The organism is Paenibacillus sp. FSL H7-0756, from assembly GCF_038006765.1.
GTDB lineage: Bacteria > Bacillota > Bacilli > Paenibacillales > Paenibacillaceae > Paenibacillus_AQ.
Genome location: NZ_JBBOVT010000001.1, coordinates 1088104 through 1113681 on the forward strand (window position 1 = coordinate 1088104; position 25578 = coordinate 1113681).

28 protein-coding genes are annotated in these 25578 nt (G+C 51.6%); 14 read left to right on the forward strand and 14 right to left on the reverse strand.

Annotated features, from left to right (window positions below; all coding sequences use genetic code 11):
- Positions 1 to 222: 222 nt before the first annotated feature.
- Together NST04_RS04875 and infC are read right to left on the reverse strand one after the other, a co-directional pair.
- Entirely contained in the window at positions 223 to 1629 is a 1407-nt protein-coding gene (locus tag NST04_RS04875) for a transposase (RefSeq protein WP_341182742.1), read from the reverse strand.
- A 372-nt stretch (positions 1630 to 2001) separates the two neighbouring features.
- Positions 2002 to 2508, reverse strand: coding sequence for a translation initiation factor IF-3 (infC, locus tag NST04_RS04880; protein WP_341183385.1), 507 nt, complete (start codon positions 2506 to 2508; stop codon positions 2002 to 2004).
- 202 nt (positions 2509 to 2710) lie between these two features.
- Between infC and NST04_RS04885 the strand changes: the two genes are divergently transcribed.
- Both NST04_RS04885 and NST04_RS04890 read left to right on the forward strand, forming a co-directional pair.
- Entirely contained in the window at positions 2711 to 3292 is a 582-nt protein-coding gene (locus tag NST04_RS04885) for an RNA polymerase sigma factor (protein ID WP_341183386.1), read from the forward strand.
- Positions 3285 to 4133 carry an anti-sigma factor gene (locus tag NST04_RS04890; protein WP_341183387.1) on the forward strand — a complete coding sequence of 283 codons (849 nt, stop codon included), beginning with the start codon at positions 3285 to 3287 and terminating at the stop codon, positions 4131 to 4133. The genes NST04_RS04885 and NST04_RS04890 overlap by 8 nt, the downstream gene beginning before the upstream one ends.
- 136 nt (positions 4134 to 4269) lie before the next feature.
- On the opposite strand, the gene NST04_RS04895 is transcribed toward NST04_RS04890, so the two are convergent.
- Together NST04_RS04895 and NST04_RS04900 are read right to left on the reverse strand one after the other, a co-directional pair.
- Complete coding sequence (locus NST04_RS04895; RefSeq protein ID WP_341185179.1) at positions 4270 to 5490, reverse strand: MFS transporter; 1221 nt, start codon at positions 5488 to 5490, stop codon at positions 4270 to 4272.
- 23 nt (positions 5491 to 5513) lie between these two features.
- The gene (locus NST04_RS04900; RefSeq protein ID WP_341183388.1) at positions 5514 to 6692 is read right to left on the reverse strand and encodes a serine hydrolase domain-containing protein; all 1179 of its coding nucleotides are present in this window, start codon (positions 6690 to 6692) and stop codon (positions 5514 to 5516) included.
- Between the two features lie 172 nt (positions 6693 to 6864).
- Between NST04_RS04900 and NST04_RS04905 the strand changes: the two genes are divergently transcribed.
- From NST04_RS04905 to NST04_RS04920, 4 genes are all read left to right on the forward strand, one after another.
- The gene (locus NST04_RS04905; RefSeq protein ID WP_076156441.1) at positions 6865 to 7323 is read left to right on the forward strand and encodes an Lrp/AsnC family transcriptional regulator; all 459 of its coding nucleotides are present in this window, start codon (positions 6865 to 6867) and stop codon (positions 7321 to 7323) included.
- Between the two features lie 140 nt (positions 7324 to 7463).
- The gene (locus NST04_RS04910; protein ID WP_036692208.1) at positions 7464 to 7784 is read left to right on the forward strand and encodes an ArsR/SmtB family transcription factor; all 321 of its coding nucleotides are present in this window, start codon (positions 7464 to 7466) and stop codon (positions 7782 to 7784) included.
- A gap of 23 nt (positions 7785 to 7807) precedes the next feature.
- Positions 7808 to 8320, forward strand: coding sequence for an SRPBCC domain-containing protein (locus tag NST04_RS04915; protein WP_036691785.1), 513 nt, complete (start codon positions 7808 to 7810; stop codon positions 8318 to 8320).
- A gap of 366 nt (positions 8321 to 8686) precedes the next feature.
- A complete protein-coding gene (locus NST04_RS04920) occupies positions 8687 to 10417 on the forward strand; it encodes an Imm51 family immunity protein (protein WP_341183389.1) in 1731 nt (576 codons plus the stop codon).
- A gap of 345 nt (positions 10418 to 10762) precedes the next feature.
- On the opposite strand, the gene NST04_RS04925 is transcribed toward NST04_RS04920, so the two are convergent.
- Genes NST04_RS04925 through NST04_RS04940 form a run of 4 tightly spaced genes read right to left on the reverse strand, consistent with a single transcriptional unit; the run spans position 10763 to position 12072 of the window.
- Positions 10763 to 10993, reverse strand: a complete 231-nt coding sequence (locus NST04_RS04925) for a hypothetical protein (protein WP_341183390.1) — start codon at positions 10991 to 10993, stop codon at positions 10763 to 10765.
- A 19-nt stretch (positions 10994 to 11012) separates the two neighbouring features.
- Positions 11013 to 11360: a helix-turn-helix domain-containing protein gene (locus NST04_RS04930; RefSeq protein ID WP_341183391.1), complete on the reverse strand. Its 348-nt coding sequence runs from the start codon at positions 11358 to 11360 to the stop codon at positions 11013 to 11015.
- A 12-nt stretch (positions 11361 to 11372) separates the two neighbouring features.
- Entirely contained in the window at positions 11373 to 11732 is a 360-nt protein-coding gene (locus NST04_RS04935; protein WP_341183392.1) for a helix-turn-helix domain-containing protein, read from the reverse strand.
- The gene (locus NST04_RS04940) at positions 11722 to 12072 is read right to left on the reverse strand and encodes a helix-turn-helix domain-containing protein (protein ID WP_341183393.1); all 351 of its coding nucleotides are present in this window, start codon (positions 12070 to 12072) and stop codon (positions 11722 to 11724) included. Before NST04_RS04940 ends, NST04_RS04935 begins: the two co-directional genes overlap by 11 nt.
- Positions 12073 to 12233: 161 nt before the next feature.
- Between NST04_RS04940 and NST04_RS04945 the strand changes: the two genes are divergently transcribed.
- Complete coding sequence (locus NST04_RS04945) at positions 12234 to 13049, forward strand: DNA-binding protein (RefSeq protein ID WP_341183394.1); 816 nt, start codon at positions 12234 to 12236, stop codon at positions 13047 to 13049.
- Positions 13050 to 13078: 29 nt separating this feature from the next.
- On the opposite strand, the gene NST04_RS04950 is transcribed toward NST04_RS04945, so the two are convergent.
- The 3 genes from NST04_RS04950 to NST04_RS04960 form a co-directional block, all read right to left on the reverse strand.
- Positions 13079 to 13282: a hypothetical protein gene (locus NST04_RS04950; protein WP_341183395.1), complete on the reverse strand. Its 204-nt coding sequence runs from the start codon at positions 13280 to 13282 to the stop codon at positions 13079 to 13081.
- A 223-nt stretch (positions 13283 to 13505) separates the two neighbouring features.
- Positions 13506 to 14639: an SMP-30/gluconolactonase/LRE family protein gene (locus NST04_RS04955; RefSeq protein WP_341183396.1), complete on the reverse strand. Its 1134-nt coding sequence runs from the start codon at positions 14637 to 14639 to the stop codon at positions 13506 to 13508.
- The gene (locus tag NST04_RS04960; RefSeq protein WP_341183397.1) at positions 14639 to 15439 is read right to left on the reverse strand and encodes an SDR family NAD(P)-dependent oxidoreductase; all 801 of its coding nucleotides are present in this window, start codon (positions 15437 to 15439) and stop codon (positions 14639 to 14641) included. Before NST04_RS04960 ends, NST04_RS04955 begins: the two co-directional genes overlap by 1 nt.
- 195 nt (positions 15440 to 15634) lie before the next feature.
- On the opposite strand from NST04_RS04960, the gene NST04_RS04965 reads away from it, so the two are divergent.
- The 4 genes from NST04_RS04965 (at position 15635) to NST04_RS04980 (ending at position 18413) form a co-directional block, all read left to right on the forward strand.
- Positions 15635 to 16330, forward strand: a complete 696-nt coding sequence (locus tag NST04_RS04965) for a TetR/AcrR family transcriptional regulator (protein ID WP_341183398.1) — start codon at positions 15635 to 15637, stop codon at positions 16328 to 16330.
- Positions 16327 to 17073 (forward strand): nucleotidyltransferase family protein, encoded by a 747-nt coding sequence (locus tag NST04_RS04970; protein ID WP_341183399.1) that lies wholly within the window; start codon positions 16327 to 16329, stop codon positions 17071 to 17073. Before NST04_RS04965 ends, NST04_RS04970 begins: the two co-directional genes overlap by 4 nt.
- Positions 17074 to 17253: 180 nt before the next feature.
- Positions 17254 to 17871, forward strand: a complete 618-nt coding sequence (locus tag NST04_RS04975) for an HNH endonuclease signature motif containing protein (protein WP_341183400.1) — start codon at positions 17254 to 17256, stop codon at positions 17869 to 17871.
- Between the two features lie 14 nt (positions 17872 to 17885).
- A complete protein-coding gene (locus NST04_RS04980; RefSeq protein ID WP_341183401.1) occupies positions 17886 to 18413 on the forward strand; it encodes an SMI1/KNR4 family protein in 528 nt (175 codons plus the stop codon).
- Positions 18414 to 18865: 452 nt separating this feature from the next.
- Here the strand turns inward: NST04_RS04980 and NST04_RS04985 are convergent, their stop codons facing one another.
- On the reverse strand, positions 18866 to 20521 hold the full coding sequence (locus NST04_RS04985) for a cellulase family glycosylhydrolase (protein WP_341183402.1): 1656 nt from the start codon (positions 20519 to 20521) through the stop codon (positions 18866 to 18868).
- A gap of 318 nt (positions 20522 to 20839) precedes the next feature.
- On the opposite strand from NST04_RS04985, the gene NST04_RS04990 reads away from it, so the two are divergent.
- Positions 20840 to 21907, forward strand: coding sequence for a polysaccharide deacetylase family protein (locus tag NST04_RS04990; protein ID WP_341183403.1), 1068 nt, complete (start codon positions 20840 to 20842; stop codon positions 21905 to 21907).
- A 109-nt stretch (positions 21908 to 22016) separates the two neighbouring features.
- Here the strand turns inward: NST04_RS04990 and NST04_RS04995 are convergent, their stop codons facing one another.
- Together NST04_RS04995 and NST04_RS05000 are read right to left on the reverse strand one after the other, a co-directional pair.
- Positions 22017 to 23291: a sensor histidine kinase gene (locus tag NST04_RS04995; protein WP_341183404.1), complete on the reverse strand. Its 1275-nt coding sequence runs from the start codon at positions 23289 to 23291 to the stop codon at positions 22017 to 22019.
- A complete protein-coding gene (locus NST04_RS05000) occupies positions 23291 to 23968 on the reverse strand; it encodes a response regulator transcription factor (RefSeq protein WP_341183405.1) in 678 nt (225 codons plus the stop codon). Before NST04_RS05000 ends, NST04_RS04995 begins: the two co-directional genes overlap by 1 nt.
- Positions 23969 to 24134: 166 nt before the next feature.
- Here NST04_RS05000 and NST04_RS05005 point away from each other — a divergent pair, with 166 nt between their 5' ends.
- Both NST04_RS05005 and NST04_RS05010 read left to right on the forward strand, forming a co-directional pair.
- The gene (locus NST04_RS05005) at positions 24135 to 24878 is read left to right on the forward strand and encodes a polyphosphate polymerase domain-containing protein (RefSeq protein ID WP_341183406.1); all 744 of its coding nucleotides are present in this window, start codon (positions 24135 to 24137) and stop codon (positions 24876 to 24878) included.
- Positions 24871 to 25554 carry a DUF4956 domain-containing protein gene (locus NST04_RS05010; protein ID WP_341183407.1) on the forward strand — a complete coding sequence of 228 codons (684 nt, stop codon included), beginning with the start codon at positions 24871 to 24873 and terminating at the stop codon, positions 25552 to 25554. The genes NST04_RS05005 and NST04_RS05010 overlap by 8 nt, the downstream gene beginning before the upstream one ends.
- Positions 25555 to 25578 lie beyond the last annotated feature (24 nt).

The following is a 25578-nucleotide window of genomic DNA, read 5'->3' on the forward strand; positions in this document are numbered from 1 at the left end:
AGGTGCCGTCCTTATAGGATGGCACCTGTTGTGTATGAGCAGGACTCCCTATCGCTGTCTCACGCGGCATTGCAGCACTTTTTTAGACTGATTGTATTTTCTGCAATAGAATTCGGGCTTAGCTAAGCTAAATAATCATCTGTTGTATTTTAGAGTCAATTTCATAATTCAGTTTGCTAAATAGCAAGATTTGGCCAAAATCTAAAATCAATTTTTAAAAAATCAGGCTACTTGCTGGGAGTCTTTCAACTGTTGGTTCAACTTGTCTAACGCAAACTTGCTCAAATTGTACGCGAGCGTACTGAGCTGGAAATCGACACTTGCCCGGACACCGCGGTGGCGTGTGCGTTTCAACCCGAAATACTCTTTGAGATAGGCAAATACACGCTCCACGGCCGTCCGCTTGTTGTATAGCGTGGTAAAACTTTCGCTGCCTCTGGCGGGATAGGTATGCAAACGCAAATCCGTTTGGATGCGAATTTTAAACACTTTTTGGCAAGAGGTACCGGACAGCGCACAGCCTTGGCATTCACTAGGCCGGGTGTACTTCAGGGTCTCATATTTGGCCTCAAAACTGTCGTAACGGTACGCATGCCCTTGAGCGCACACCGGCGTGTAATCCAGATTCATTCCCGCAGGCGGGTCTTTGTGGTGAATCAGAGAAATCGCAGGATAGGCGCCGAGCGAATGAATCAACTGGTAGATTGCCGCGCAGTCGTAGCCCTTGTCGCCCAAGATATGCTTGACCTTTAGCATGGGAAACTTCAGGAGCAGGCCTTTGAGAAGGACGACCGCCATACGCTGGTCATTCGGATGGGCTGAACTCCAGAGGCCGCTTAGGATATACTGGCTGTCCGTGTCGACCAGCAGATTCGCCTTGAACCCGTAATAGCTGGTCATTCGGCCCTTCGTATTTTTCTTGTCACAACGCGCAGCATGCCGGGGCAACGCGGTCAGCAGTTCATCGTACGTGTAGGGCAACATCGCTTCAATGGTTTTCTGGAACGGTCCGAGACTTTGTTCATAAGCTTCCATTTCCTCGCGCCGACGTTCCTTTTCCGCCGGGGACGGACGACCAGGCTTGCTATACCTGGGTTTCTTCAGCGGCTTGTTCACCGTCTTCGGCTCAGGCTCGGAATGTTCGAGCTGAAGTTGTTCAGCCACCGGAGCTTCACCTTTCTTTTGCTCCCGGCGAGCCGCACGACGCTTGGAGGCCGATTCGCTAAATTGGCAATCCCACGCCTCGACCATGGAGGAATCCACAGCAAGATGGGTGCCGCTCACAAACCCTTCTTCTAGGGCAGATGTGACTAGGCGATCCTGCAGTTGTTCCAGCATTCCCGTTTGCTCCAGCGCATGAATCAAACGAGAATAGGAGGCCTGGCTGGGAATGTTGTCCGAGCCCGTAAACCGGCACTGGACTCGAAATTCGTTGCTATGATTCAATCGCCGGACCAAGGCAGAGACAAACTCGATGTTCTCCATTTTAGCAATCAGCAGCGAGTAGATCATGGCAGGTACGTTTAATTTTTCAGGCCGTCCGCGATGGCTCTTTTTCCCCAGTGCGAATAGAACTGGAGCTAAATGTAAGTGTTCAAAGATTTGGCTGTATTTATCTTCCGGAGCCATCTGGAGCAATTCCTCAAAGGAAAACAGTTCTTCTTGTCGAATAGAATAGATAGGGATTACCTCTTTTCTTCTCGGGTGTTGGTTTCGTCGCCTATAACTTCGAGAATTTGGGGAGGTACTCCTTTTTCTATGCTCAAAAAAACCAGATATAGCAAGGGTTTTGAATTATGAAATTGTCTCTTTTATACAATGGTTTTCTTGAATTCTGCCCGAAAGCCCTTATTTGTCCAGATTCTGCTGTACAGAGTGCAATAGAATCAATTTTTAGACCAATTTCGGGGTCAGCTAATGTATAAAGTGCAACAGAAGTAGAGTCCAGCCAGTTCTGAACCCGCACATCATTCAGGCTTAAGGGTGCCTTGATCAGACAACTTAAGTACGCGGATTTATCCGTACCTGTGCGCCCTTGCCGCTGGTCTGCAGCCCGGAGGCCTTGGTTCCGGCCTCCTTCAGATCGGCCACGAGCCGCTCCAGCACTGCCTTCGCAGCGGCGGCCTCCTTGGCGCCGGAGGACTTCACGACGAGCTGCACCGGCTTGCCGGAGCGCAGATGCTTGTCCGCCTGACGCAGCTTCGTGTCGTAGTCATGCTCTTCAATATGAGCGGTGAAGCGCAGCTCCTTCACCTTCTCATTGCTGCCGCCTTGCGGACGACTGGTATCGCCTTTGCGTGCGGCTTGCGCAGCCGCTTTGCCTTTGCCCTTGGCGACCAGGCTGCAGGGTGGCGGGCTGCTCATCAGCGAGGTGCAGACCAGGTCGGCCCCTGCGGCTCTGGCCATGGACAGAGCCTCGCTTCTGGATACGGTGCCGAGCTTCTCGCCCCTCAGCCCGGTCAGCTCGACCTCGGCTGCCTTAATCTGTTCATTAATCAGTACGGCCACGGAAATAATCCTCCCTTTGCGGATATGATATAGCTATCATATATGGAAGCGGGCAGGGCTTCAATAACAGCTGCCGGATGCCTGCACCCGTCAGGCCGGCAGGTTGAGACGGTTGTGCAAAGCGGTTATACTCAGTGGACGCAGGTTTTTCAGCATGGAACCACTGGCACTACTATATTTTCTGTTGAATGGGGGATGGCAATTGAATGACACAGCTGACGATAAGCAGTTAATTCTGCTTATTGCACAGAAAGACTCGAATGCCCTCGAACTGCTCTATGACCGGTATGAACGGGTCATTTATAGCTTTGCTTACCAGATCGTGAAGGATTCGATGGCTGCCGAGGAGGTTATGCAGGAGCTGTTCCTGCGCCTGTGGAAGAATGCGGGGCAGATTGACTTCGGTAAGGGCAAGCTGCTGACCTGGATGTTCGCAGTGACCCGCAATCTGGCGATTGATTATCTCCGTAAGCGGGACGCCAGGCTGCCGCGGCAATCGGCCGATTCCGGGAATCTGGAGCAGGTTCAGGACCACAGTGCGCTCACCGAGGATCTCGTTGAGCTGCAGATGGCGGGGGAAGAGATCAGGGAGGCGCTGCTGGGATTAAGCCGCGACCAGCAGCAGGTAATGGATATGATCTATTACCAGGGCTACACCCAGCAGGAGGTAGCCCAGCTTGCGGCAATCCCGCTGGGAACGGTCAAGGGAAGAGTCCGGCTGGCGATGAAGCAGCTTCACAAATCTTTACGGCACTGGGGAAGGAGGGATCATGCACATGAGTGAACACAATGAGGAACTCTGTGAGTTGGCCGAATTATATACGCTGGGCGCACTGACGGCGGAGGAAATGCAGCAATTCGCTGCCCATGCAGCAGAATGCGCGGAATGCAGGGAGCTGGTGGAGGAATACCGCCAGGTACTGGACCATCTTCCGCTTGCCTCTGTGCCCGTAGACCCGCCCTCCGGCATGAAGGAGCGCATCTTGTCACGGGTGCTGGAATCCGGGAATGCGGGCGCACCGGCAGCCCGGCCGGAGACCCGTCTGCTGAATATCCAGCCTGATGCAGAGCGAGCTGCGGAGCATGAGCCAGCGAGGACTCCTCCGGCAGAGCAGGGTTTGCCCCAATTAAGCATCCCGGAGCCCAAGAGAACCCGGTTCTGGGGGTACCTGAGCCTTGGACTGGCTGTGGCTGTGCTGCTCCTGGTCGTCTACACTGGCCAGCTGCGCGGCAATGTGTCTGAGCTGAAGCAGCAGCTGGCTTCCGGCACCGGACCGCTTCAGGGGCTTAAGGTGAATGAGGCGGTGGCGCTTAGTCCGGCGGGAGAAGGGGTTACCGCCAAGGGTACAGCAACGATTGTCGCAGACCCTACCGGCACCCACCTTGTGCTTCAGGCAGAAGATCTGCCGGAGCTTACCGGCACGGAGGTCTATCAGGTATGGCTGATCAAAGGGGACTCGCCGGTGAATGCGGGCACTTTCATCTCACAGGGCGGAAACGGGGCGCTGTATTATTCGTTTGACCCGAAGGCCTATGATACCATAGCCGTTACACTGGAGCCGGATGGCGCAGGCGTTACCCCGCGCGGGAAGATGATTCTCACAGCGCCGCTTAAGCAGGGGTAGCGGGCAGTGTAATGCCGCAGGCGGTCGAGCGGAAATGAATAGACTAAAAGCTGAACAGCCGGGAGGATTCCCGGCTGTTTTATCGCTATGCAGACTATTATACAGGGCTGCAAATGAAGGACGCAGAGTGGTGAGGTTACTTATTGCGATGATTATCCAAGATTCCGGGAGGAAATCCATGTGTTCTGCTGCGTCTTGCTATCCATAAGGAAAGGACCAGCAAGACAAACAACGCCCAAGGAAATGTCATAACACCCGTTGTTTCGAGAAGAATTCCACCAATTACACCGCCCCCGCCAATGGCCAGATTCCATGCGGTTACAAGCATGGATTGCGCTACATCTGCGCTCTTTCCGCCAGCTGTGGCCATTGCTGTTTGCAGCAGCGTAGCTGCTCCTCCGAACGTTAAGCCCCATACAGCAACTACCAGATAGATCACGAAAGGCTTGCTGCTGCCTATACTAAGCAGGACAGATGCCAATGCAAATGCAGTGAGGCTAATCAGAACCAACAGCCTCAGGTGACGATCAATCCAGATACCGGTTAACCAGATGCCAAGAAGTGCGGTAATACCGAAAATAAGAAGCACCAAATCCACGATCCCTGGCAGCCCGGCCTGAGTAAGGAACGGTGCTATATAGGTATACAGGATATTGTGGGCCAATACCCAGGCCAGCACTACAAACAGGACCGGCCGCACTCCGGGCCTTGTGAAGACCTTATTTAGCTGCTTGTCTGCAGCTTCTCCCGGATAATCCGGCAGCTTCCAGAGTATCCAAATGGTCAGCAGCAGAGCGAACAGCGACAAGACGCCAAAGATATTACGCCAGCCTGTAAGGTTACCCAAAAACGTTCCGGCTGGCACGCCAAACGCCAAAGCAAGCGGTGTTCCCGCCATTGCAATAGCCATAGCCCGTCCCTTCAACTGCTCCGGTACCATGCGCCGGGCATAACCTGCGATCATTCCCCACAGGACACCAGCGGACACACCTGCGAAGAAGCGGGCCGTTAGCGTCAGGGGATAGTTCGAAGATAAGGCAGTAACGGTATTGAATATGAGAAAACCAAGGATGCATACTAGCAGCAAGGGTCTCCGCCTCCAGCCGCGTGTTGCCGTGGTCAATGGAATGGCGGCGACTAACGAGCCCAGGGCATAGAGGGTAACAAGCTGGCCTGCCATGGCCTCTGTGACTCCAAGCCCCTTGCTGATCTGAAGCAGAAGTCCGGCAGGAATCGTTTCAGTCAGAATACAGATAAACCCGGTCATCGCCAGGGCAAGTAATCCAGCCCAGGGAAGGCGTACGGAAGCAGGAGAACTGGAGCTCTGCTGCGGGGAAGCAATGGTGCTGCTGCTCATCCCGGCGTTCTCTTTGGTATTGTTCATGACGGGTCCAATCTGCCATAGATGGCATTACACAGGTCAACCGTGAACGGACCCGACATGCCCTCCAGTGCTGTATTGGTGAAGGCGACCACGCTTAGTCGCTGCTTGGCATCGACGAACCACGAATGCCCATAGGTACCGCCCATGCGCCATGTGCCAAGGGACTCTGCAGTATCGGCTGCAGCAGGATCTTTAAGCACTGTGAATCCCAAGCCGAAGCCTCGTCCCGGCCAGAAGGGCATGGAGAGGTCACCAATCTGGTTGGTAGTCATTTCGCGGACCAGTGATTCCGGCAGCAGGGGCGCCCCGCCCTTCCGCAACGTCTCCAGCAATTGGAGGAAGTCTCCGGCGCTGCCGATCATACCGGCTCCCCCGGAAGCATAGGCGGTGCTGTCTAGCGCCCGGCTCGGAGCGAGCCGGAATCCCGCCGTTCCTTCTACAAAGGCCAACCTGTCCGGATTCTCCATAGGCCGCAGGCCCGGAACGTCATCGGCGTAAGCGGTGGCCAGCCGTTGCGGTTCCACTGCAAGGAAGCCGGTATCCTTCATGCCGAGTGGCCGGGTCACGAGTATATCTATGGCTTCACTGAGCGTGGTTCCGGTAACCCTTGCGATCACCGCCCCCAGCACATCTGTTGCGATAGAATATCTCCACTCGGTGCCTGGTGTATAGAGGAGTGGAACAGACGCTAGCCGCTTCAGATTCTCTTCAAGCGTAATACCAGACTGATCCATGCCATCGGATACCCCGGCCTGCTCATAGGAGCCGCCTTCTTCCTGAAAGAAGCGGTAGGTTAGACCAGCGGTGTGCGTCATTAGGTGGCGTATCGTGATTTCCGCCCGCTTGCCGTTCTTCAGACGTGGCTGAAACTCCGGTAGCCAGCGGTCCACCCGGTCATCAAGCAGCAAGCGGCCTTGGGCCACTAGTACCAGAGCAGCTGTTGAGGTAATCGGCTTGGAAACCGATGCCAGCCGGAATAAGGTATCCTCCCGCATGGGCTGCTTCAGTTCACGGCTTGCAAAGCCGGCAGCCCGGCTATATAGGAGCTTCCCATCTAACGCTACCTTGATGACAGCGCCCGCCAGGCGCTTGTCAGTAAGAGTCTGCTCAATAACTTTATCAATGCGCGCCGGGAGGCGGTCTGGATTAATCGTGTTCAAATACTGTGTACTCAACAGTTATCATCCTTTCACTATAGTTAAAGCAAGGTTTGCTTTACTAATGTAAGTATATTATATAAAATAAGTTAATCGGATTACATAAGGCAACCAAGCTATAATAGCCGTCCGGCGGTTAAAAACAAGGCAGTTTGCACAAAGTTCTTTAAAATTAAAGGAGTTGAATGGAATGGACCATACGGATAAGCAGATTCTGTTTCATCTTCAGAGCCAAGCGAGAATATCTATGACGGAACTCGGGAAATGTGTGGGCCTATCACAACCCGCAGTGACAGAAAGAGTTAGACGTATGGAGGAAAATGGGGTAATCAGCGGGTATCGCACCATAATCTCACCGGAGAAGATTGGAAAACATGCGGCTGCCTATATGCTGTTCCACTCCAGAGAATGTACTGCCTTCATGGAATTCTGCCGCTCCTCTCCGGAGGTCGTTGAATGTTACCGGATCAGCGGAGAGCACAACTATCTGTTAAAAGTAATGACCGATTCCACGCAAGCCTTGGAGCAGTTCGGCAATGAATGCGATAAATACGGGAACTATACGATTCTAATTGTGATGTCATCGCCCATAGACCATAAATATCTTATTCCTTCGCTGGAAGCGGCAGGCGTTAACCTGCTCGAATAGACAACAAGTAATGAGAAGCAAAAGAGCAGCAGAAGCCGTCCGACAATTTTAAAATATTCCTTGACGGGAATATTCCCATTAGGGTATATTTTGAATGTACCCGAAATACTAAAAGGCTTGATTAAAGGAATGCTGAAATGATGGACACAACGACATTTAGCGCACTTGCTGAGCCTACGCGGCTGCGGATGGTAGAGATCCTGAAAGACGGGCCGATGAGCGTAGGCGATATCGCCGAGCGGCTCACGCTCCGTCAGCCTCAGGCCTCGAAGCATTTGCGTGTGTTGCTGGAAGCCGGACTGGTTGAGGTGGAAGCGGCGGCTAACCGCCGGAACTACAGGCTGCGTACGGAGCCGCTGAAGGCTATGGATGCCTGGCTGGAAGCTTACCGCAGGCTGTGGAGTGAACGCTTCGACAATCTGGATGACTATCTGCGGCAGTTACAGTCCGAAGACAAATGAATGACTATCAGGAGGGATTAGGAATGTCTGGCACAATGATTTCCCGAGTAGAAGGTCTTGAGCTGGTTCTGGAACGTGTATTCGATGCCCCGCGTGAGCTGGTATTCAAAGTATTTTCTGAGGCAGAGCATCTGAAGCAGTGGTGGGGCCCGCGCGGCTGGATTGTTCCCTTCTGCAGCGTTGATTTTCGTCCGGGCGGTATTTGGCATTACTGTATGAAGTGTGTCGATGAGAAGCAGGGGGAATTCTTCGGAATGGAATCCTGGGGCAAGGGCGTCTATCATGAAATTACTGATGGCGAGAGCTTTGTCTACACCGATTACTTCTCGGATGCCGAAGGCAATGAAACCGAAGGAATGCCGTCTACTTTGGTCAGCATGATCTTTGAAGAGACGGAGGGGGGCGGAACGAAGCTGATCAGCCGCTCGAAATATGAGTCCGAAGAAGCGCTCCGTACTGTCATGGATATGGGGATGATCCAGGGAATTACCGAAACTTGGGACCGTCTCGGGGAGCATCTGCAGTCGATTCAGTAAATTGCCGGAATGTATAGGAATGATATTATAGGGGGCTGTCCTGATGCCGGATATAGGCAGGGACAGCCTCTTTTTGGTATAGAAGCCGAAGCTAAAGCCTCGTTTTGCGGGGTTATTTTGAAATATAAGAACTTATATGTTTTACGCTATAAGTTATCCTTCTATTTCTCGCTGAAACGGTACCGTCCTTGAGAGGACGGCAAAGCCGTTTCCACTTGAGCCGGGAGATATCTATGTTAACCGGGGCCTGTTTAATTTCCCGATTTTCCGGTGAATGGGTAATAGTGAATGAACTGACGGCAAGCGCGCCTGCGGAATTTGGGGATGGGCTTGTTTTGCAGTGTCCAAACAGGGAGGCTAAAAGGTATGGATGAAGCGTTGCTGGCACAAGTGAAGCGTTGGCTTGACAAGAATGAATTTCAGCAGATTGTGGACCGTCTTCTGGAGATTCCTCCGGAGGCAAGAGATTATGAATGTATCAGCCAATTGGGCAGAGCCTATAACAACCTGGGAGATTACGACAAAGCGCTGGAGCTGCTGCTCAGCATTGCAGAGGAAGGCAAGGCGGATTCGCTGTGGCATTTTCGCACAGGGTACTCCTACTATTATCTGAAGCAGTACGAGCAGGCTGTCCAAGCGTTTGCACGTGCAGATGAACTGGAGCCGGGAGACGGAGATATTCAGAATATGCTGGAGTACAGCCGGGAAGGCTTGCAGCGTGAGGCCAGAGAGCAGGCCAGGCGTGCCGAAGCGATACATAATGCTAAATTGCTCAGAGAGAGCGGCGGCAGAGACCTTGGGTCTTTCCTTGATTTCTGTGCGGATTTCTGGGAGGACAGCGACTACGCCTTGAAGGAGTATGTCTCTCCGCTGCCCAGTGACGAGCTGATTGCTTCAGTCGAGCAAGAACTGGGCTATAAGCTGCCAGCTTCTTACATTGCCATGATGAAGCAGCATAACGGGGGGATTCCGCGGAATACTTGTTTTCCGGTGAATGAATCTACCTCCTGGGCGGAGAACCATGTCGCGATATCAGGAATTGCCGGGATCGGCCGTGACAAAAGCTACTCCCTCTGCGGAGAGCTGGGCAGCCGCTTCATGATTGAGGAGTGGGGTTACCCCGACATTGGCGTGGTCTTCGGAGACTGTCCTTCTGCCGGACATGATGTCATCATGCTGGATTACCGCCACTGCGGCCCGGAGGGTGAACCTGAGGTGATTCATGTGGACCAGGAGGGCGATTATGAGATTACGTTCCTGGCCCCCGACTTCGAAACCTTCATCCGCGGGCTGGTGAACGATGAGGTGTTTGATACCTCGGAGGAGGATAAGGAGGATGACCTGAAGACAGTGGCGTCCGGGGCGTTCTCACCGCTGTTGCAGGAGCTGTGCGACAAGGTTACGGAAGTGGACGATATAGAGGGCGTTATCCGCAGGATCAGCACCGCCATTGTGGAGGAGAAGGGCCACTTCTCTCTTCATGCGGACGAGCGGTCCACCTTGATGTATGATCTGCAATTCTGGCTCTATACGCGCGTCTACCCGAATACGAGCCGTGACCAATATCTTGAGGTATATTCCAAAATGATCGCGTTCGGCGGTGAATTCAGCACAGGCGGATATGCCCCGGGCTTCATCTCGGACTGGCTGGACGACCGGGTCCGCCAAGGCATGATCGTGAACACGAACGGGACGCTCCGGTTCACGGATGAGGCGAAGGAACAGTTATTGAAGAAGCTGAAAGAGGCGGAATCGGCGGGAGCTGCGGATCTGAAGCCTTTTATTATCGTGGAGCAGGATAACGGCGGCAAGTCCGTGATTCTGAATGCAGGAAGCTATAAGACGGAGGTATTCGCCGCGCGGGAAGACGAGGGCTTCGAAGGGGGCGGGTATGATTGGGCCTCTCTGGCAGCAGTCTTCCTGGAGGAGCGGATGCCTGAGCTGGCCCAGATCATCCGGTTTGACCCGGAAGCAGATATGTTCTGCGCCTATTCCTCCGATGGCGAGGCGCTGGTCAAGTTCGCCACTGCCTTCAAGCGGGCCTGTGAGGATAATGAGCTCATCCGCGATCTGTTCTCGCGTGCGGAGCTGGATTAGGACGAATCAGACGGGGCTGCCTGTATATGGGCAGTCCTGTTTTTTATTAATTGTGAAACAAGTTTAAGGAAAGTAGAACAATACCAATGATAAGCATAATAAATGCCAGTACTCTTACCATTATAAAATAGGAGGAGGATGGCTCTCTGCGTGCCTTCCATCCTTGTAGTAGCTCCCAGGACTTAAAGGGGAATATTGCTATTAACAGAGCTCCGATAACCCATACAACCAAAAATATAGTTGATATTGCTGAGAAAATAATCATTCCACTTGGAGATCCCATAATACTCCTCTTTTCTCAAAACCGAGTTCAGTTTACTAAGCAGCATCCCTTTGGGTTTGGATTCATCTGGCATCTTTTTTTTCGGAGCTATCCAGGGTAGCCAGCACTTCCCGATTGATCTTAGTGAGAGCTTCTATCTCGTGTGTCCTTCTGCCACTTATCAAAGTCATATGTTCATCTAACGCCTTCCGGCGGTCCGTATGATCCTCGAAACGAAAAATTTCTTCAGCAGGGATTTGGAAGGCGGCTATTATTTTCTCCAGGGTCGTTCCTACAATTTCTGGTAAATTCATGGGATCACCTCAGGAATGCTTATGCTTCAAAAGCTCCTTTTACCTCGCTAACAATCCTCTGCAGAGTAGTGATTTGCTTCACACTTAACCTGCTGACAATACCCGCATATTCATCAAGGGCTTTCTGCTGCGCAGCCTCAGTCTCGTTAAGACCCTGAGAATGGAGAAATAACTCGCTGGGTTGAATTTGTAATGCTGTTACGATCTTCTCTAAGGTATCTATAGAAAAATTCCGCTCCCCACGCTCAACTGCTCCTATGTACGCATCATCCAAGTTGGATAGCTCGGCTAATTGCTGTTGTGTTAATCCTTGGGCCTTTCTTATAGCGCGCATTCGGTCTCCGACTGTATTCCGTAAGTCTGTCATAGCGTAGTATTCTCAAAGGTCATGTTTCTTCTCTTCCCACTCTAAAACCGATTTTAGCAAACTAAGTGCCATTTTCTGATCTTCTGAGGGGCGCTCAACCAGTAACTCTATAATCTGACTAAGAGCATCCTTTTGCTCCATGGGTCCAATATAACGGAACAGTTCCTCTAGCGATATGTTTAACCCTGTAACGACCTTTTCCAAGGTCTCAAGCGTGAGGTTCTTTTCTCCGCGTTCAACTTGACCCACATAATTAGTATGTAGACCGGACCGTTCTGCAAGCTGTTCTTGCGAGAGGTTCATTTCTTTGCGTAATCTTCGGATGCGTTCCCCGATTCTTTTTACAAGCTCGGGTTTGAATTCATCTGCCATCTTTATTTTCGGAGCTATCTAATGTAGCCACCACTTCCCGATTGATCTTGGTCAGCGCTTCTATCTCATTAGTACTCCTGCTACTTATCAAAGTCATATGTTCATCTAACACCTTACGGCGGTCGGTATGATCCTCGAAACGAAAAATTTCTTCAGCGGGGATTTGGAAGGCAGCTATTATTTTCTCCAGGGTCTCCAAAGAAATATTGCGGTCTCCGCGTTCAACCCCACCTATATAGCTGTAGTGAAGTGATGCAGCTTCCGCCAGTTGCTCCTGGGTCCATCCTTTAGCTTTTCTAAGCTCACGTATCCGACTTCCTACACTTTCTGGTAAATTCATGGGATCACCTCCACTTAAGGTTAGAAGAGGTATGTTAACCATTACAGATCATCAAAGACAAAGTAATCTTTATAATATTAGTACTTAAAAGTACTTTTTATCTTGACCAAATGTATATTTAGTTATACAATTAACTTAAAATGGAAAAAGGAGGCACAACCATGCGCCCTTTTATTCTAAAAATACTCAATCCGGACATTATCGTTGAAATGCTGGAAATGGCAAATCGCTTAGAGGATTGGGATAAGATGCTGAATACAGCAGGTATTCTTTACAGCTATGCGCAGTGTATCTATGAGGAGCGGCAGTATCACAAGGCTAAAGGAATTCCGGTACCGCTTATGGACATGCAGCGTCCGCTTGTATATTATTTCGGGTTCAGTCATTTGATGCGGGGCATCACTTATCAGAAGCAGCAGAAGTATGACGACGCTAGAGAGATGATATACCGCTATGCTGAGCTGGGCTGGATGGAGGATTTGGGGGAAGAAGGAGAGGTGATTGCCGAGGAGTTCAGAGGCTTGGCGCGTGCTAACTTGTATATGGTGGATATTCTCTCAGGGCAGACTGGACTTCTGGAGGAATATTGCTGTTTCTTGCAGGATCATCCGGAGGAGCTGTTGCCGGGGTTAGGGACTATTTTGCAGGCTGCGGTGGATTACGGGCTAGATGTGGATGATCTGCTGCATACGTTCGCGGAGCAGAGTGCCGGGTTTGGGGACTATGAAGATGCAGGCAATCTCTCGCACTATTTCAGCTATTGTTATCATTTAGCGCTATATCATAAACGGACAGGCAGAATACAGGAGGCGCTGGACTGGATGATGCAATCTTTAAGACTGGCCCATCAGTCCGGACATGACGGGAATTTCAAGCGCTGTCTGGCGCTGTTCGAAGCACTGCGGGAAGGAGTGACGGACGAACAGGCCGGGGGATATCATGAATTGCTACAGGAGTGCCTCGGTCAAATAGTATGAAGATCCCGTCATTGTAAGTGGAGTTGTGTTCAAATCTTGTCCTTCTTCCGTAAAAGAAAAATCACTCCGCCAATCAAAAATCCGCTGATTACCCCCGCCAAGACAGACTTCAGGATACTGAATACCATGTCTATGGCTGTACCATCTGGTGTTGCAGTCAGATTCACAATGAATAGCAGACTGAACAAGATTGATGTGACCAGAAAAGATTTTGAGGCAAGGAATGTTTTCATGCTTATCCTCCATTCAGGTATGATACCCGTTATCTCAATGACTCCCTTGTAATTCTACCATAATTACCCTGCAAAATAACCAGACAAGCAGGTGGAAGGTGCACTGAATCATATGAATGGTCGTCTGGAGCAGGTGGGTCTTAAGCTTGCGGATGTGGTGAACCGCAACAGCAGCCCCTCCTGCCGGAGTGAGCTACTATTGGGCTGCCTCAATGTGGCAATCTTACGGTTTCAAAAGCACCCGGTGAACCCCTTGGCTTCCGCCCGGTGCAGTTCCGAGATATAAATATCCTCCCTGGCTTACGGCAGTGGTGATCCCGTACAAGGTTCCTTCCGGATCATGCCAGCTGCTCACAAGCTCGCCTTCGGGGCCGTATTCTGCGGCAAGTCCGTGTTTTACCGGGGCACTTGCTCCATCTAACAAGGTTTGCGGAACCTTGGACATCGTCGCGGCTACCCAAGGATGACTGTGCATGTAATCGGCAAAAGCCAGCCGGGTTGTAAATACCCCTACCCAGAAATGCCCCTGTTCATCACGGGTGATATTGTCCGGGAACCCCGCCAGATTCTCCGCGAATATATCCGAGGTGCCTTGCTTGGGCCCCTTCAGCCAGTATCGGGTCAACTGATAATGGTACGATTCAGCAACAAGCACGAAATCTTCTTCAGCAGACAATGCGACCCCATTGGCAAAATATAAATCCTTCAGCAGAACGGTGGTCTGCCGGGTCTGCGGATCATATCTCAACAACCGTCCATGCGGTTTGTTCTCGGCGATCTCTTTGAACATGACCTTGCCGTAGTTAGAGGTATCGGAGAAATAGATCATTCCGTCCTGCGCGATATCCAGCTCGTTCGCCAGATAGATCGGCCCTCCATCTACTTCTGTGGCCAATACTTCAATCTTCCCGTCCTTGCCAATCGACAGCAGCCCCTTCTGAATATCCGTCACAATCAGATTTCCGGCAGCATCGAATTTCAGCCCGTTAGGTGTTCCCTGGGTATCGGCGAACACTTCGGCTGGCTGCGCTTTACCTTCCGCATCGAAGGCCACTCTGTAAATTTTACCGTCAGAGTCGCCTGTATACAGGCGGCCCGTAGCATCAAAAGTGATAAATTCCGGGAACTTCGCGCGGTCTGTCACAAGCTCTGCGGAGCTAAGCTTGCTGTTCTCTTTCCAGGGACCCTCCTGCTCAAAAGAAGGGGCGGCAGGTGCAGACCACACGGCAGGCTCTACCGGGGCTGGCATCAGCAGGAATCCGGCGATTCCCAGCACGATTATTCCGAGCAGGATCAAGCTCCATCTACGGATATGCTTACCGGCGGACCGTTTGCGTTGATTAGTTTCTGTAGACATTAGACATTCTCCTTAGGGTTTGTAGGGCGAAGCATACCCCCGACCAGGCGCAGGCTTTGTCTGCGGGTCATGAACCGGGTGATCTGGGCACTCAGGTAATTGCGGAGCCCCGGAACAACGTACTGTTTTCCTCTGGCCATAGCGCGCAGTGTAAGGGCCACTACCCGCTCCGGCGAGTCCTTCGCGCCGCCGACAGAGGCATCCTCCGTACCTACCACGTTGAAGAAATTAGTCTCCGTCGAGCCTGGACACAGGGCGAAGAATTGTACGCCACGATCACGATTCTCCCAGTAGAGGGCATCGGTGAAGGATAAGACAAAAGCTTTGGTCGCCCCATAGACGGCCATATAAGGCAGCGGCTGAAAGCCTGCGGTAGACGATACATTGATCACAGCACCTGCTCCTCTGTGGAGCATTCCGGGAAGGAAGAGATGCGTCATATCGACTACAGCGGCTACGTTGAGCATGACCTCTTCATGCTGGCGCTCGCCGGAGACCTGCTCGAACAGGCCATGGGTGGCAAAACCCGCATTGTTCACCAGCAGATCGATATTCAGGTCAAGCTGCTGGCATTGCTGGTACAGCTCTCCGGCAGCGCCTTCGAGCGATAGATCCAGCGGAATCACCCGGCACTGAACTCCATGGCTGCGCGTCAATTCGGCTGCGAGCGCCTCGAGTTTGCTTTTGGTTCTGGCGACCAGCACCAGATGGCTGCCTTCCTTGGCTAATTGTCTTGCAAACTGTTCTCCGATTCCCGAAGAGGCTCCGGTGACCAATGACCATTTCCCTTTAATATTCATTTTCAATTCTCCTTCTGAACCAATGTTTTGTTTTGGTAACAACGTTACCTATGTGAATCATAGTAACCAAAACATCACACGTGTGTCAATCTAATTTTTTCACGTAAGGGTTTAATTGACATCCCAGGTGCGAATGTTTAGAATTCCTGTTAGAACCCGGCAACCCTGTTGCTGGTCAATAACATTGATAACCGAATGAAGGTGATTCCTATCCATAACGAAGACAAGTCCTCGCCATCCACGGGCCGGACACTGAAGACCTATCAGGAAGCCCGTCTGCAAAATACGGAGAATCTCCGTAAGCTAGTGGTAGATGCAGCCGCAGATATTCTGCAGGAAGAGGGGCCGGAGGCCGTCACTGTACGCAGAGTATCGCAAAGAATGGGCTGTTCCACCAAAATTATCTATAGTCTATTTGTCAATAAAGAGGGGCTGGCCCAGCAGTTATATCTTGAAGGTTGTAAGCTGCTGGCCCTGCGTTTTGAAGAGGTGCCGCCGTCCGCTGACCTCCGGCAGCATCTGCTGGAGCTGGGCGAAGCCTTCTGGCAGTTCGGACAGGATTACAGCAGCTATTACAAGCTGATGTTCGGAGGGGCTTTTGCCGAATTCAAGCCGGATGCGGAGAGTATGCAGGGAACGTTGACCGCCATAAGCCGACTACAGGTTCTAATCATTACCGCCCAGCAGCAGGGGCTTATTTCGGATCAGGAAGAGACCGGGGCTCTTGTCGCCGTCATATGGTCCTCACTGCACGGTGTAATTCATCTGTATATGGGTGGATTCCTTGGAGATACCTTAACCGCCCATACCGTATACAAACAGACGATGGCTTTGCTATCCCAATCCTTGTTTGCGGCACCCGGACCAGGCAAAGGGGCGAGCAAAGGATGATTGCTTTAATCTTGGCTGCGGGGTATGCCACCCGTCTGTATCCGTTAACGCTGGACACCCCGAAGCCGCTGCTGCCGGTGCAGGGAAGCCGGACGATTCTGGATCTGCTGGCCGCGCGGCTGGAGGTGCTGGAGGAGATTTCGGAGATTCTTGTGGTGACGAATGAGCGCTTTTTCCATGCTTTTGAACAGTGGGCCGGGCAGTACCAAGGGAGCAAGCAGGTTCGTATCCTCAACGACGGCACTTCTTCTCCCGAGGGGCGTTTAGGCGCGATTGGCGATATCCAGTTTGTGCTGGAGCAGGAGCAGCCGCAGGAGGATCTGCTGGTGCTGGCGGGCGATAATGTGCTGGGCTTCGGCCTGGCGGGGTATTTGGACTATTTTCACAAGGTGGATACCGACTGTATTCTGGTGCGGACGGTAGATGATCCGGCGGAGCTGCGCAGTATCGGCGTGGCGGAGCTGGATGCGCAGAATCGGGTCTTGTCCCTGGAGGAAAAGCCGCAGGCGCCCCGCTCGAACATTGGCGTATTTGCGCTGTACATCTACAAACGTTCTACGCTGCCGCTGTTCTCCCGTTATCTGGCGGAAGGGGGCAACCCGGATGCGCCGAGTTATTTTCCCGAGTGGCTGCATTCCCGTCAGGAGATGCGGGCCTACTATACGGAGGGCACGATTGAGGATGTCGGCACCCCGGAGGCCTATGCGCAGATGCGGGCGAGGCTGGAGGAACAGGCAGAGTAACCTGGGTTAGTTAAAAATCAACAAAACGCACGGGCAGAGGAAGAATCTAGTGAAAATTCACAAGTTAAAAATTTCTATGATCGTGATTTAACTAATGAAAGTCAAAAAGCAATCGGTATAGGAACAGATTATGTAGAGCTTAAATCAGGCCTTGTAGTTACCGAGACTACATCCCCTTATTTGGTTATAAAAATAAATAACATTATTGGCACACCGCCAACAAGTATTGAGGCTGTGAGTGCATTATACAGAGGAACAGAACGATTTGCTTCCTTAGGTTTGTTCACCCAACTCAACGTTGCATGGAGTGCAGGTCAAATATGGGTTGGCCAAGCTGTAACAAAACCTATAACGGTCAATAAAACATATTTTTATTCAACGTATAATAGTGCTTTTGGCATATGGGTTGTAAACCCCCAAACAGGTCAACTTGGAACAGCAGGTAATAACTATTGGGAAGTAGATATATTGTTAAATAGATTGGGCCAGAGATATCCATCTTGGAAAAATGTGGATGTTCATGGTTATCTCAACGCTACAATGCCTAGTTCAACTGAGTGGCCTACTTACAGTTCATCCTATACAGCGCCACTTAGAGAAACTTTTAATAATTCAGTAAGAACAGCTTATAGAAATTATTATGATAGTAATTATGGTTATGTCAATTGGACGCAACCGATTGAAATTCATCATATTCGTCCATTAGAATATGGAGGAAACAATGATTTTTCTAACCTAATTCCTTTATGGGCAGATCATCATCTTAAATTTTCGTTCTGGTTTTCATATTATAAATAAAAAGGATGAAAATAGTGCCCAATTTACTTGATTTAACACTGGATGGACTAAAAAGAAGACTAAGTAAATCTTCTTTAAACGTTATTCAAAGAACTCAAGGTTATACACTAAACACTTCATGTTCCTTTTCAAAACCTGCATCTATAAGAGAAATTGATGATTTTCAAAAGGAAACTGGATTAATTCTACCTAATAGCTTAAAACTGTTTCTTTCAATCCATAATGGTGCAGAGTTATTTAAAGACGAAGAAGAGAAGGTCGAGCCATCGTGGTATGTTTTGGGACTTGATGAGATTGAAGATTATTTAGAACGTTATCCTGCCCCGTCTCATATCTACGTGATAGCTAAATATGATCAGACACTTATTTGTGTAAATGCCAACAGAGTAAAGGAAGGTAGGGAAGACTACCTACTCGATCGATCTGTTTATGATTCAGCAGAGTATGAAGGTGAACCAATAAACCTGAACTTTGAAATATGGTTTGATAGACTTATAACAGCACAAGGAGCTTTTTTTTGGTCTTGGAATCATAATTCTTAGAGATGACTTTAGATTTTTAATGACTGATATTTGGCGTCTTTGGCCGTTTGATGGGCTTTAGTCATGATATTTGTATTGTAGAAATCAGGCGAGAGTGAGACGCACTGCGGCGCTTAACCGGGGTGTACCTCCTCTCGCTTTTCCTATTTTGAATAGTGATCTATGATGGGCGAACGAAAGCCAACCGACTTCGAACTTCACTTTCCCCAAGCCGCATCGCCAAAATCGTCGGAACCCCGTTTGTTCTTCAGTTGTCCAAATAAACTTTTTGGCATCTTCATTAGACATACCGCTAAGATGTAGTCTTCTTTATAATCCGCAACCTCTCCAGTGACCCAAACAGCGGTCCGTTCGCAGAGCATCCAACCAAGTGTGCACGTTGGCCTTACTCAAAAATAAAGAGCTGTCCCAAGAATCCATTCAATGAATTTTGGGACAGCTCCTTCCATTTGTTATGGTTCTATACCGTAAATGAGCGTGCCGTTATGGTATACAGTGATCCGGTCATTGGCGGTGAAGCTGGTTAGCAGCGGCCGGAAGGAGTAATCGTTAGCCTGGCTGTAATTCGCATAGTTATCCTTGTGAATGCGGAACTGGATCTCTCCGGTCGAGCCGGAAGCAGCCAGGTTGCCGGCCCCGTCCTTGAAGGAAATTTCAGCGTAGGCATCGGCATCAGGGGCCGGCGCTGTGAGCGGGACGATGGTGGTCTGGATATTGTTTTTGCCGACGACGGCGTAGTCAATCTCCATGGTGTGTGCGGTGCTGCCATCCTGCGTGAACCAGTAACGGATCGTGAATTGGCTGAGCGGGACGGGAACGGTGGAAGTGCTCTTCAGCTGAAGACTTGCCCGGATAGAGCCCACATTGTTGCCGGTCTCATCACTGCGGTAGAGCGGAGTGGCGGTTATAGGTCCTGTCCCGGGGCCGCCGGGCTGTTCAATAGGAGGGAAAGTGACCGTTTTCATGATCCGGTTCAGCATGAGCTGCTTCGGCCGGTTCCAGGTTGCCCAGTCATCCTGCAGCAGACCGCCGGTATCCCCGCTGTTGGGGTTCAGTGTCCAGTAGGTCCAGTAGAGGTCATTCGTGCCGATGTAATCGACTAGTTTATTTTGCCACTTCCCTTCCACCGAGAGGGTGTCCACGCTGCGGCCTCCGAATTCACCCATGATTAGAGGGGCAATGTTCTCTTTGCTGATATAGCCCCAGGTCTGATCCCATATCGCAGGCAGGTTTGCCGGAAAAGCAGGATCGCTGAACCACGGCTGCTCCGCCACCCCGGGACCGTAATCATGCGGGGAATACACCACTTGATTCGGCACGGTAAGCGTTACCGGATAATTCCGCACCCCGGTCAGGTTGCCTCCCCACCAGTACTTGCTGGTGTTACCCTGCACATTCTGCTCGATCCCTTCGACGATGATCAGCCAATGCGGATTCACCGCAAGGATGGCATTCCCTGCCCGCTGGGCTGCGAGCCGCCAGTCTGTGCTGAGATCACCGGTCCCCCAGCTTGCCGGGCCATGAGGTTCATTATGCAGGTCGGCACCGATCACCGTAGGATTATTCGCATATCGTGCAGCCAGCATCACCCAGTCACTGATCCAGCGGGATTCAGGATATGCGGCCGTATACCAGAGCGTCGACTGCCCGCCGGAATCGGGGCGGTGCCGGTCCAGGAAGATTTGAATGCCGCGCTGGCCGGCTTTTTCGATTAAGGTATCCATAATTTCGATCGGAGTCAGACCGGCCAGGTCCGGGTTTTTGGCATAATCAATGCTGTTGGCCTGGGAAGCGGGGTCGAACATTTGACTGCTGAACGGCAGGCGAATCAGGTTGTACCCTTCTGCGCGGACCTGATCGAGCACATCATCCATGGAACGCGACCATAATCCGTGCGGGGAATAGTTCGGCGTCTCGAAGCCAAACCAGTTCAATCCGTTGAACACGGCCGGGTTCCCCTGCGAATCTACAATCCGGCTGCCCGAGGTGTGATAAAAAAGCTTCGCTGCCCCCTCAGCCTTCACCGGCTGTCCGGCAATAGCGGCGGTACCTGCAAGCAGTGTTAGAGCCAAAAGCATTTTCCCCAGTGTCCTGAAACCAAAGGTCATTCATCTTCCTCCTCGTATATGGTTCTTGATAAAGCCGAACTTTATATCATACGGGTAAAATGAAAACCTATTCATCCCGGACAGGTCTGAATTATGGGAAATTATTGAATAAATTAGGAGCGCCTTACCGGCGTCGCCGTATCTCTCCTTAGTGGCTATTAAAATCACAAATTACAAGAATCACATCTAGCTTAAAAAGGGAATTATTGCTATAATTACTAATGTAAGCGATTGATATCAACAGAGCGTATACATACAGTTACAGCCTTAACGGGTACAGTCAGCAAACTATTCAATCCGAGAGAGGAGATTAAGAGAATGTTTAGAATGAAAGCTATACAATGGGCAGCTATCGGGTCGCTTGTCGTGTCTTTATTTGTGGGGTCGCTGGCGGTGGGCGGGGAGAGGGTGTTCGCTGCCGATTGCTCGGCCGGGTATGTAGCACTAACGTATGATGACGGTCCGAATCCAAGCACCACGACGAATCTGCTTAATGCTCTGCAGCAGAATGGCCTGCGGGCCACGTTCTTCAATATCGGGCAGAATGCGCAGAACAATCCCTCGCTTGTACTGGCCCAGAAGAACGCAGGAATGTGGATCGGCAATCACTCCTGGTCGCATCCTAATCTGACACAGTTGGGCGCTTCCCAGGTCACGTCTCAGATTACGCAGGCGCAGCAGACGCTGCAATCCATTACCGGCACTGCTCCGAAGCTGTTCCGTCCGCCGTACGGGGCGACTAACGCGACTCTCAAATCCATTGAGGCCCAGAACGGACTTACCGAAGTGCTCTGGAACGTGGATTCTCAGGACTGGAACGGAGCGGGAACCGCCCAGATCGTGGCCGCTGTGGGCACGATGAAGAATGGGGATGTCATCCTGATGCATGACCAGTATCAGCCCACGCTCCAGGCGGTTCCGCAGATTGCGCAGAACCTCAAGAACCGTAACCTGTGTTCAGGCATGATCTCCCCGTCCACCGGCAAGGCGGTTGCGCCTGATGGCGGCAATGGTCCTGGCCCCGCTGCAACGAAGGTAGAGGCGGAGAGTATGACTAAGGCGGGCCAATATACTGCTAACATCAGTTCCCCGTTCGCTGGAGTCGCTTTATACGCCAATAATGATTCCGTGAAGTACACTCAGAATTTCACCAGCGGCACCCATAATTTCTCCCTGCGCGGAGCCTCCAATAACGCCAATATGGCCAGGGTGGACCTCAAAATCGGCGGGGTGACGAAGGGGACCTTCTACTATGGCGGAAGCAGCCCCGCGGTCTATACGATCAGCAATGTCAGCCATGGAACCGGCAATCAGGTGATTGAGCTGGTGGTTACCGCCGATGACGGGACTTGGGATGCTTATATTGATTATCTGGAAATCAACTAAAGCTACAATATTGAAGGGGGTGCCCCAGCCGGCTAGAACATAGCTGACGGGGCACCCCCTTTTATAGCCCAATCCTTCTCTGTCAGTCTTCAGATCTGCTACAGCTCCCTCAAGGCAACTGTACATAGAATGTCACGGACTCTCCGGCCACGCTCTTTGCATAGATCTTCCCTTTATGCTGGTCCACAATCGACTTAGCGATAGCCAGACCCAACCCGTAGCCGCCCTGCTTGCGCGCTCTGGAGGTATCCGTACGGTAAAAGCGGTCAAAGATCCGCGCCAGATGCTCCGCAGCGATGCCTTCCCCGGTATTCGAGACGGAGAGGAGGACATCGCTGTTCTGCTTATGGAGGGAGATATGGATAGCGCCCTTGGGATTCGTATATTTCACTGCGTTATCCAGCAGAATCATGACCACCTGCTTCACCTGTTCGCTGTTGCCCAGCACGGTAAGCCCGGGCTGAAGGTCATAGTCGAAGGAGAGATTCTTCTCGAAGATGACCGCCTCCATGGTCAGAATAATATTCTCAACTGCCTCGCTCATATTGAATCTGCTGTGGAGCTTCCCGGTCCGGGAGTCATCCATCTCTGTCAGGTACAGCAGATCGTTAGTCAGCCGGGTCATGCGCCCGGTCTCGGACTTGATATATTGCAGCCATTTTGCCTGATTACCGATTGTATCCTCACTGTTCGCCAGCAGCACATCCGCGTTGGTGTTAATGATCGTCAGCGGCGTCTTCAGCTCATGGGAGGCGTCGGCAATGAACTGCTTCTGCTTGTCAAAAGCCTCCCGCACCGGCGCAATCGAGCGCCCCGCAAAGTAGCGGCTGGTGAAGTACAGGATGACCAGCGTCAGCAGGCCGACAGCTGCGAAGGTATAGATCAGGTTCGTCAGGATCTGCTGCTGGGCGGTGATGTCCATGAAGACAAACTGTTGTCCGCTGCTTACAGGCTTCACCATGAAGATCCAGCGGCTGCCGTCCAGCGTGAACTGGCCGGTGTCCTTGCCCTGGCTGAGCGCCTCCTTCAGCGCGGCGCTATAGAGTTCATCGTCCATCGTGAACTTCGATTCTTTGCCGGTCAGCGTACCGCTGGCATCTGTTTGCACCGTGAACGAGACGGAGCGCTCCGGCTGGTAAGGGTCGATCGGCCCCTGATCCATGGGCATTGTCCCTCTGCCCCCGCCGCCTCCTGCCCCAGGCGGACTTTGTCCATCGCCCGGACTCCGCTGCTGCATGTCCGCAATCCGGTGGAGCGCCATATAGATGTCTGCCTGCACATTGCGGTACGTGAAGATGTAGATGGCGGCGAAGGCCACCAGCATGATAATGGAGATGGTGACCAGATTGACAATCAGGAACCGGGTTCGGAGTTTATTGAACATCAGGCACTCCCCTCCAGCACATACCCTACGCCCCTAATCGTGCTGATGCGCACCTCCGAGTTCAGGAAGGCCAGCTTTTTACGCAAAAAAGAAATATAGACCTCCACGTTGTTATGCTCCGCATCGGAATCGAACCCCCACAGCTTCTCAATGATCTGCTCCTTCGAGGTGACCGCCTGCTTCCTTAGGATCAGCAGCTCCAGCAGCTCCGTCTCCTTCAGATTCAGCTTCATCTCCTTGCCCTTCACCGTCAGCTTCGGGTTGGCCGTGTTCAGCTCCAGATCCCCGAACTTCAGGGCATCGTCAGGAATCACCTCGCCCTTACGCCGCAGGGCAGCCCGGATACGGGCCAGCAGCTCCTCCGAAGCGAACGGCTTGGCGATATAATCGTCTGCTCCATGATCGAGTCCGGTCACCATGTCGGTAATCTCCCCTTTGGCGGTAAGCATGATGACAGGTGTGGAGATTCCGTCCTTGCGGAGTTCCTTCAGCACGCTGATTCCATCTAGCTCCGGCATCATAATATCCAGCAGCAGCAGGTCATAGATCCCGCTCTGCGCATAATCGAGACCGGCTCGGCCATCATGCACCGCGTCTACCGAATAATTGTGTTTTTTGAGGATTTGGGTTAAGGCCTCCGCCAGATGGACCTCATCTTCTACGATTAATATTCTCATGGGCTGGCTCATCCTCTTCCTAAGTAATGTATTTGCCGCTGGTGCCATTATATCAAGGTGACCTTTAATCAACCTTAATCCATTTAAGATTCACTAAAGGTTCGGAGGCTAAGATACATTCATAAGCAAGCGGCACCCATTACCCCCCTGAAAGGAACTGATCCCCATGGCTATTGAGGTCTTCAACCGTTACGAGAACAAGTATCTGTTCGACCATGAATCCTATCTGAAGCTCTATCACGAACTGCTGGAATATATGGAGCCTGATGCATACAACAAGCAGCACGAATATTATTCCATCACCAATCTGTATTATGACACCCCGCAGAATTCCCTGATCCGCAGCAGCCTGGCGAAGCCGAAGTACAGGGAGAAGCTGCGCATCAGAGCCTACGGCATTCCTGAAGGCGACACCAGAGTCTATCTGGAGATCAAGAAGAAGGTGCTGGGCCTGGTCAACAAAAGAAGAACCCCGCTGAAGCTGGATGAAGCCTATGCATTCATCGATAGCGGCAGGGAGCCTGAATTCGAGAGCTATATGAACAAGCAGGTGATCGGGGAGATCAAGTACCTGCTGACCCGCTATGATCTGCAGCCGAAGCTGTATCTGTCCTATGACCGCAAAGCCATGTTTTGCAAAAACAACCGGGACCTCCGCATCACCTTCGACACCAATATCCGCTGCCGCCGGTATGATCTGAAGATGGAGCATGGTGTGTATGGCGAGGAGCTGCTGGAGCCGGGGCAATGGCTGATGGAAGTGAAGGCGGAGAAGACCATTCCGGTCTGGCTGGCCAGGATGCTGTCGGAGCATCAGATGTACCGCACCAGCTTCTCCAAATACGGCAACGAATATAAAAAAATGCTGCGAAACAGCCAATCAGAAAGAGAGCGTGTCCGCTATGCTTGATTCGATATTTTCCGTAGCTGAGTCTACTTCGGAACTAACCTTCATGAATGCTGCCTTAACCATGGTCATCGCCATTATCCTCGGCGGTCTGATCAGCTTCACCTACATGAAGACGAGCCCTGCCGGATACTCACAGAGCTTCACGCTGACCATGGTTCTGCTGCCGGTTATTGTAGCGATTATCATCCTGCTTATCGGCAGCAATGTGGCCCGGGCCTTCAGCCTGGCGGGCGCCTTCTCGATCATCCGGTTCCGCAGCGCCCCCGGTGATCCGAAGGACATCACTTTCGTCCTGTTCACTATGGCCTCCGGGCTGGCCTGCGGCGTAGGAGCATTCGGTTATGCAGTATTTTTCACCCTGCTTCTCTGCGTGTTGATGGTCCTGCTTAACCGGACGGGCTTCGGGCGCAAGCAGTCGATGCACAAGACACTGAAGGTAACGATTCCTGAGAATCTGGGCTATGAGGAAGCCTTCGCGGAGGTCTTCAACACCTTCAATGTGGCCTACGAGCTGAAGAAGATCAGAACCACGGAGCTGGGCAGCCTGTATGAGCTGGTCTATGCCGTAACGATTAATGAGCAGACAAGCCAGAAGGAGCTGCTGGACGCCATCCGTACCCGCAACGGGAACCTGGATCTCTCACTGACCATGGCGCCCGTCATGAACGAATATTAATCCGCTACAGGAAGGGAATGATGA

Bases quoted from the DNA above. Each gene is read 5' to 3' on its own strand.
- NST04_RS04890 (WP_341183387.1), top strand. From the start codon at position 3,285: ATGAGTGAACACAATGAGGAACTCTGTGAGTTGGCCGAATTATATACG.
- NST04_RS04945 (WP_341183394.1), top strand. From the start codon at position 12,234: ATGCGCCCTTTTATTCTAAAAATACTCAATCCGGACATTATCGTTGAA.
- NST04_RS04990 (WP_341183403.1), top strand. From the start codon at position 20,840: ATGTTTAGAATGAAAGCTATACAATGGGCAGCTATCGGGTCGCTTGTC.
- NST04_RS04925 (WP_341183390.1), bottom strand. From the start codon at position 10,993: ATGAATTTACCAGAAATTGTAGGAACGACCCTGGAGAAAATAATAGCC.
- NST04_RS04970 (WP_341183399.1), top strand. From the start codon at position 16,327: ATGATTGCTTTAATCTTGGCTGCGGGGTATGCCACCCGTCTGTATCCG.
- NST04_RS05005 (WP_341183406.1), top strand. From the start codon at position 24,135: ATGGCTATTGAGGTCTTCAACCGTTACGAGAACAAGTATCTGTTCGAC.
- NST04_RS04935 (WP_341183392.1), bottom strand. From the start codon at position 11,732: ATGGCAGATGAATTCAAACCCGAGCTTGTAAAAAGAATCGGGGAACGC.
- NST04_RS04895 (WP_341185179.1), bottom strand. From the start codon at position 5,490: ATGAGCAGCAGCACCATTGCTTCCCCGCAGCAGAGCTCCAGTTCTCCT.
- NST04_RS04915 (WP_036691785.1), top strand. From the start codon at position 7,808: ATGTCTGGCACAATGATTTCCCGAGTAGAAGGTCTTGAGCTGGTTCTG.
- NST04_RS04955 (WP_341183396.1), bottom strand. From the start codon at position 14,639: ATGTCTACAGAAACTAATCAACGCAAACGGTCCGCCGGTAAGCATATC.
- NST04_RS04930 (WP_341183391.1), bottom strand. From the start codon at position 11,360: ATGACAGACTTACGGAATACAGTCGGAGACCGAATGCGCGCTATAAGA.
- NST04_RS04985 (WP_341183402.1), bottom strand. From the start codon at position 20,521: ATGACCTTTGGTTTCAGGACACTGGGGAAAATGCTTTTGGCTCTAACA.
- NST04_RS05000 (WP_341183405.1), bottom strand. From the start codon at position 23,968: ATGAGAATATTAATCGTAGAAGATGAGGTCCATCTGGCGGAGGCCTTA.
- NST04_RS04910 (WP_036692208.1), top strand. From the start codon at position 7,464: ATGGACACAACGACATTTAGCGCACTTGCTGAGCCTACGCGGCTGCGG.
- NST04_RS05010 (WP_341183407.1), top strand. From the start codon at position 24,871: ATGCTTGATTCGATATTTTCCGTAGCTGAGTCTACTTCGGAACTAACC.
- NST04_RS04995 (WP_341183404.1), bottom strand. From the start codon at position 23,291: ATGTTCAATAAACTCCGAACCCGGTTCCTGATTGTCAATCTGGTCACC.
- NST04_RS04875 (WP_341182742.1), bottom strand. From the start codon at position 1,629: ATGGCTCCGGAAGATAAATACAGCCAAATCTTTGAACACTTACATTTA.
- NST04_RS04965 (WP_341183398.1), top strand. From the start codon at position 15,635: ATGAAGGTGATTCCTATCCATAACGAAGACAAGTCCTCGCCATCCACG.
- NST04_RS04960 (WP_341183397.1), bottom strand. From the start codon at position 15,439: ATGAATATTAAAGGGAAATGGTCATTGGTCACCGGAGCCTCTTCGGGA.
- NST04_RS04920 (WP_341183389.1), top strand. From the start codon at position 8,687: ATGGATGAAGCGTTGCTGGCACAAGTGAAGCGTTGGCTTGACAAGAAT.
- NST04_RS04940 (WP_341183393.1), bottom strand. From the start codon at position 12,072: ATGAATTTACCAGAAAGTGTAGGAAGTCGGATACGTGAGCTTAGAAAA.
- NST04_RS04905 (WP_076156441.1), top strand. From the start codon at position 6,865: ATGGACCATACGGATAAGCAGATTCTGTTTCATCTTCAGAGCCAAGCG.
- NST04_RS04950 (WP_341183395.1), bottom strand. From the start codon at position 13,282: ATGAAAACATTCCTTGCCTCAAAATCTTTTCTGGTCACATCAATCTTG.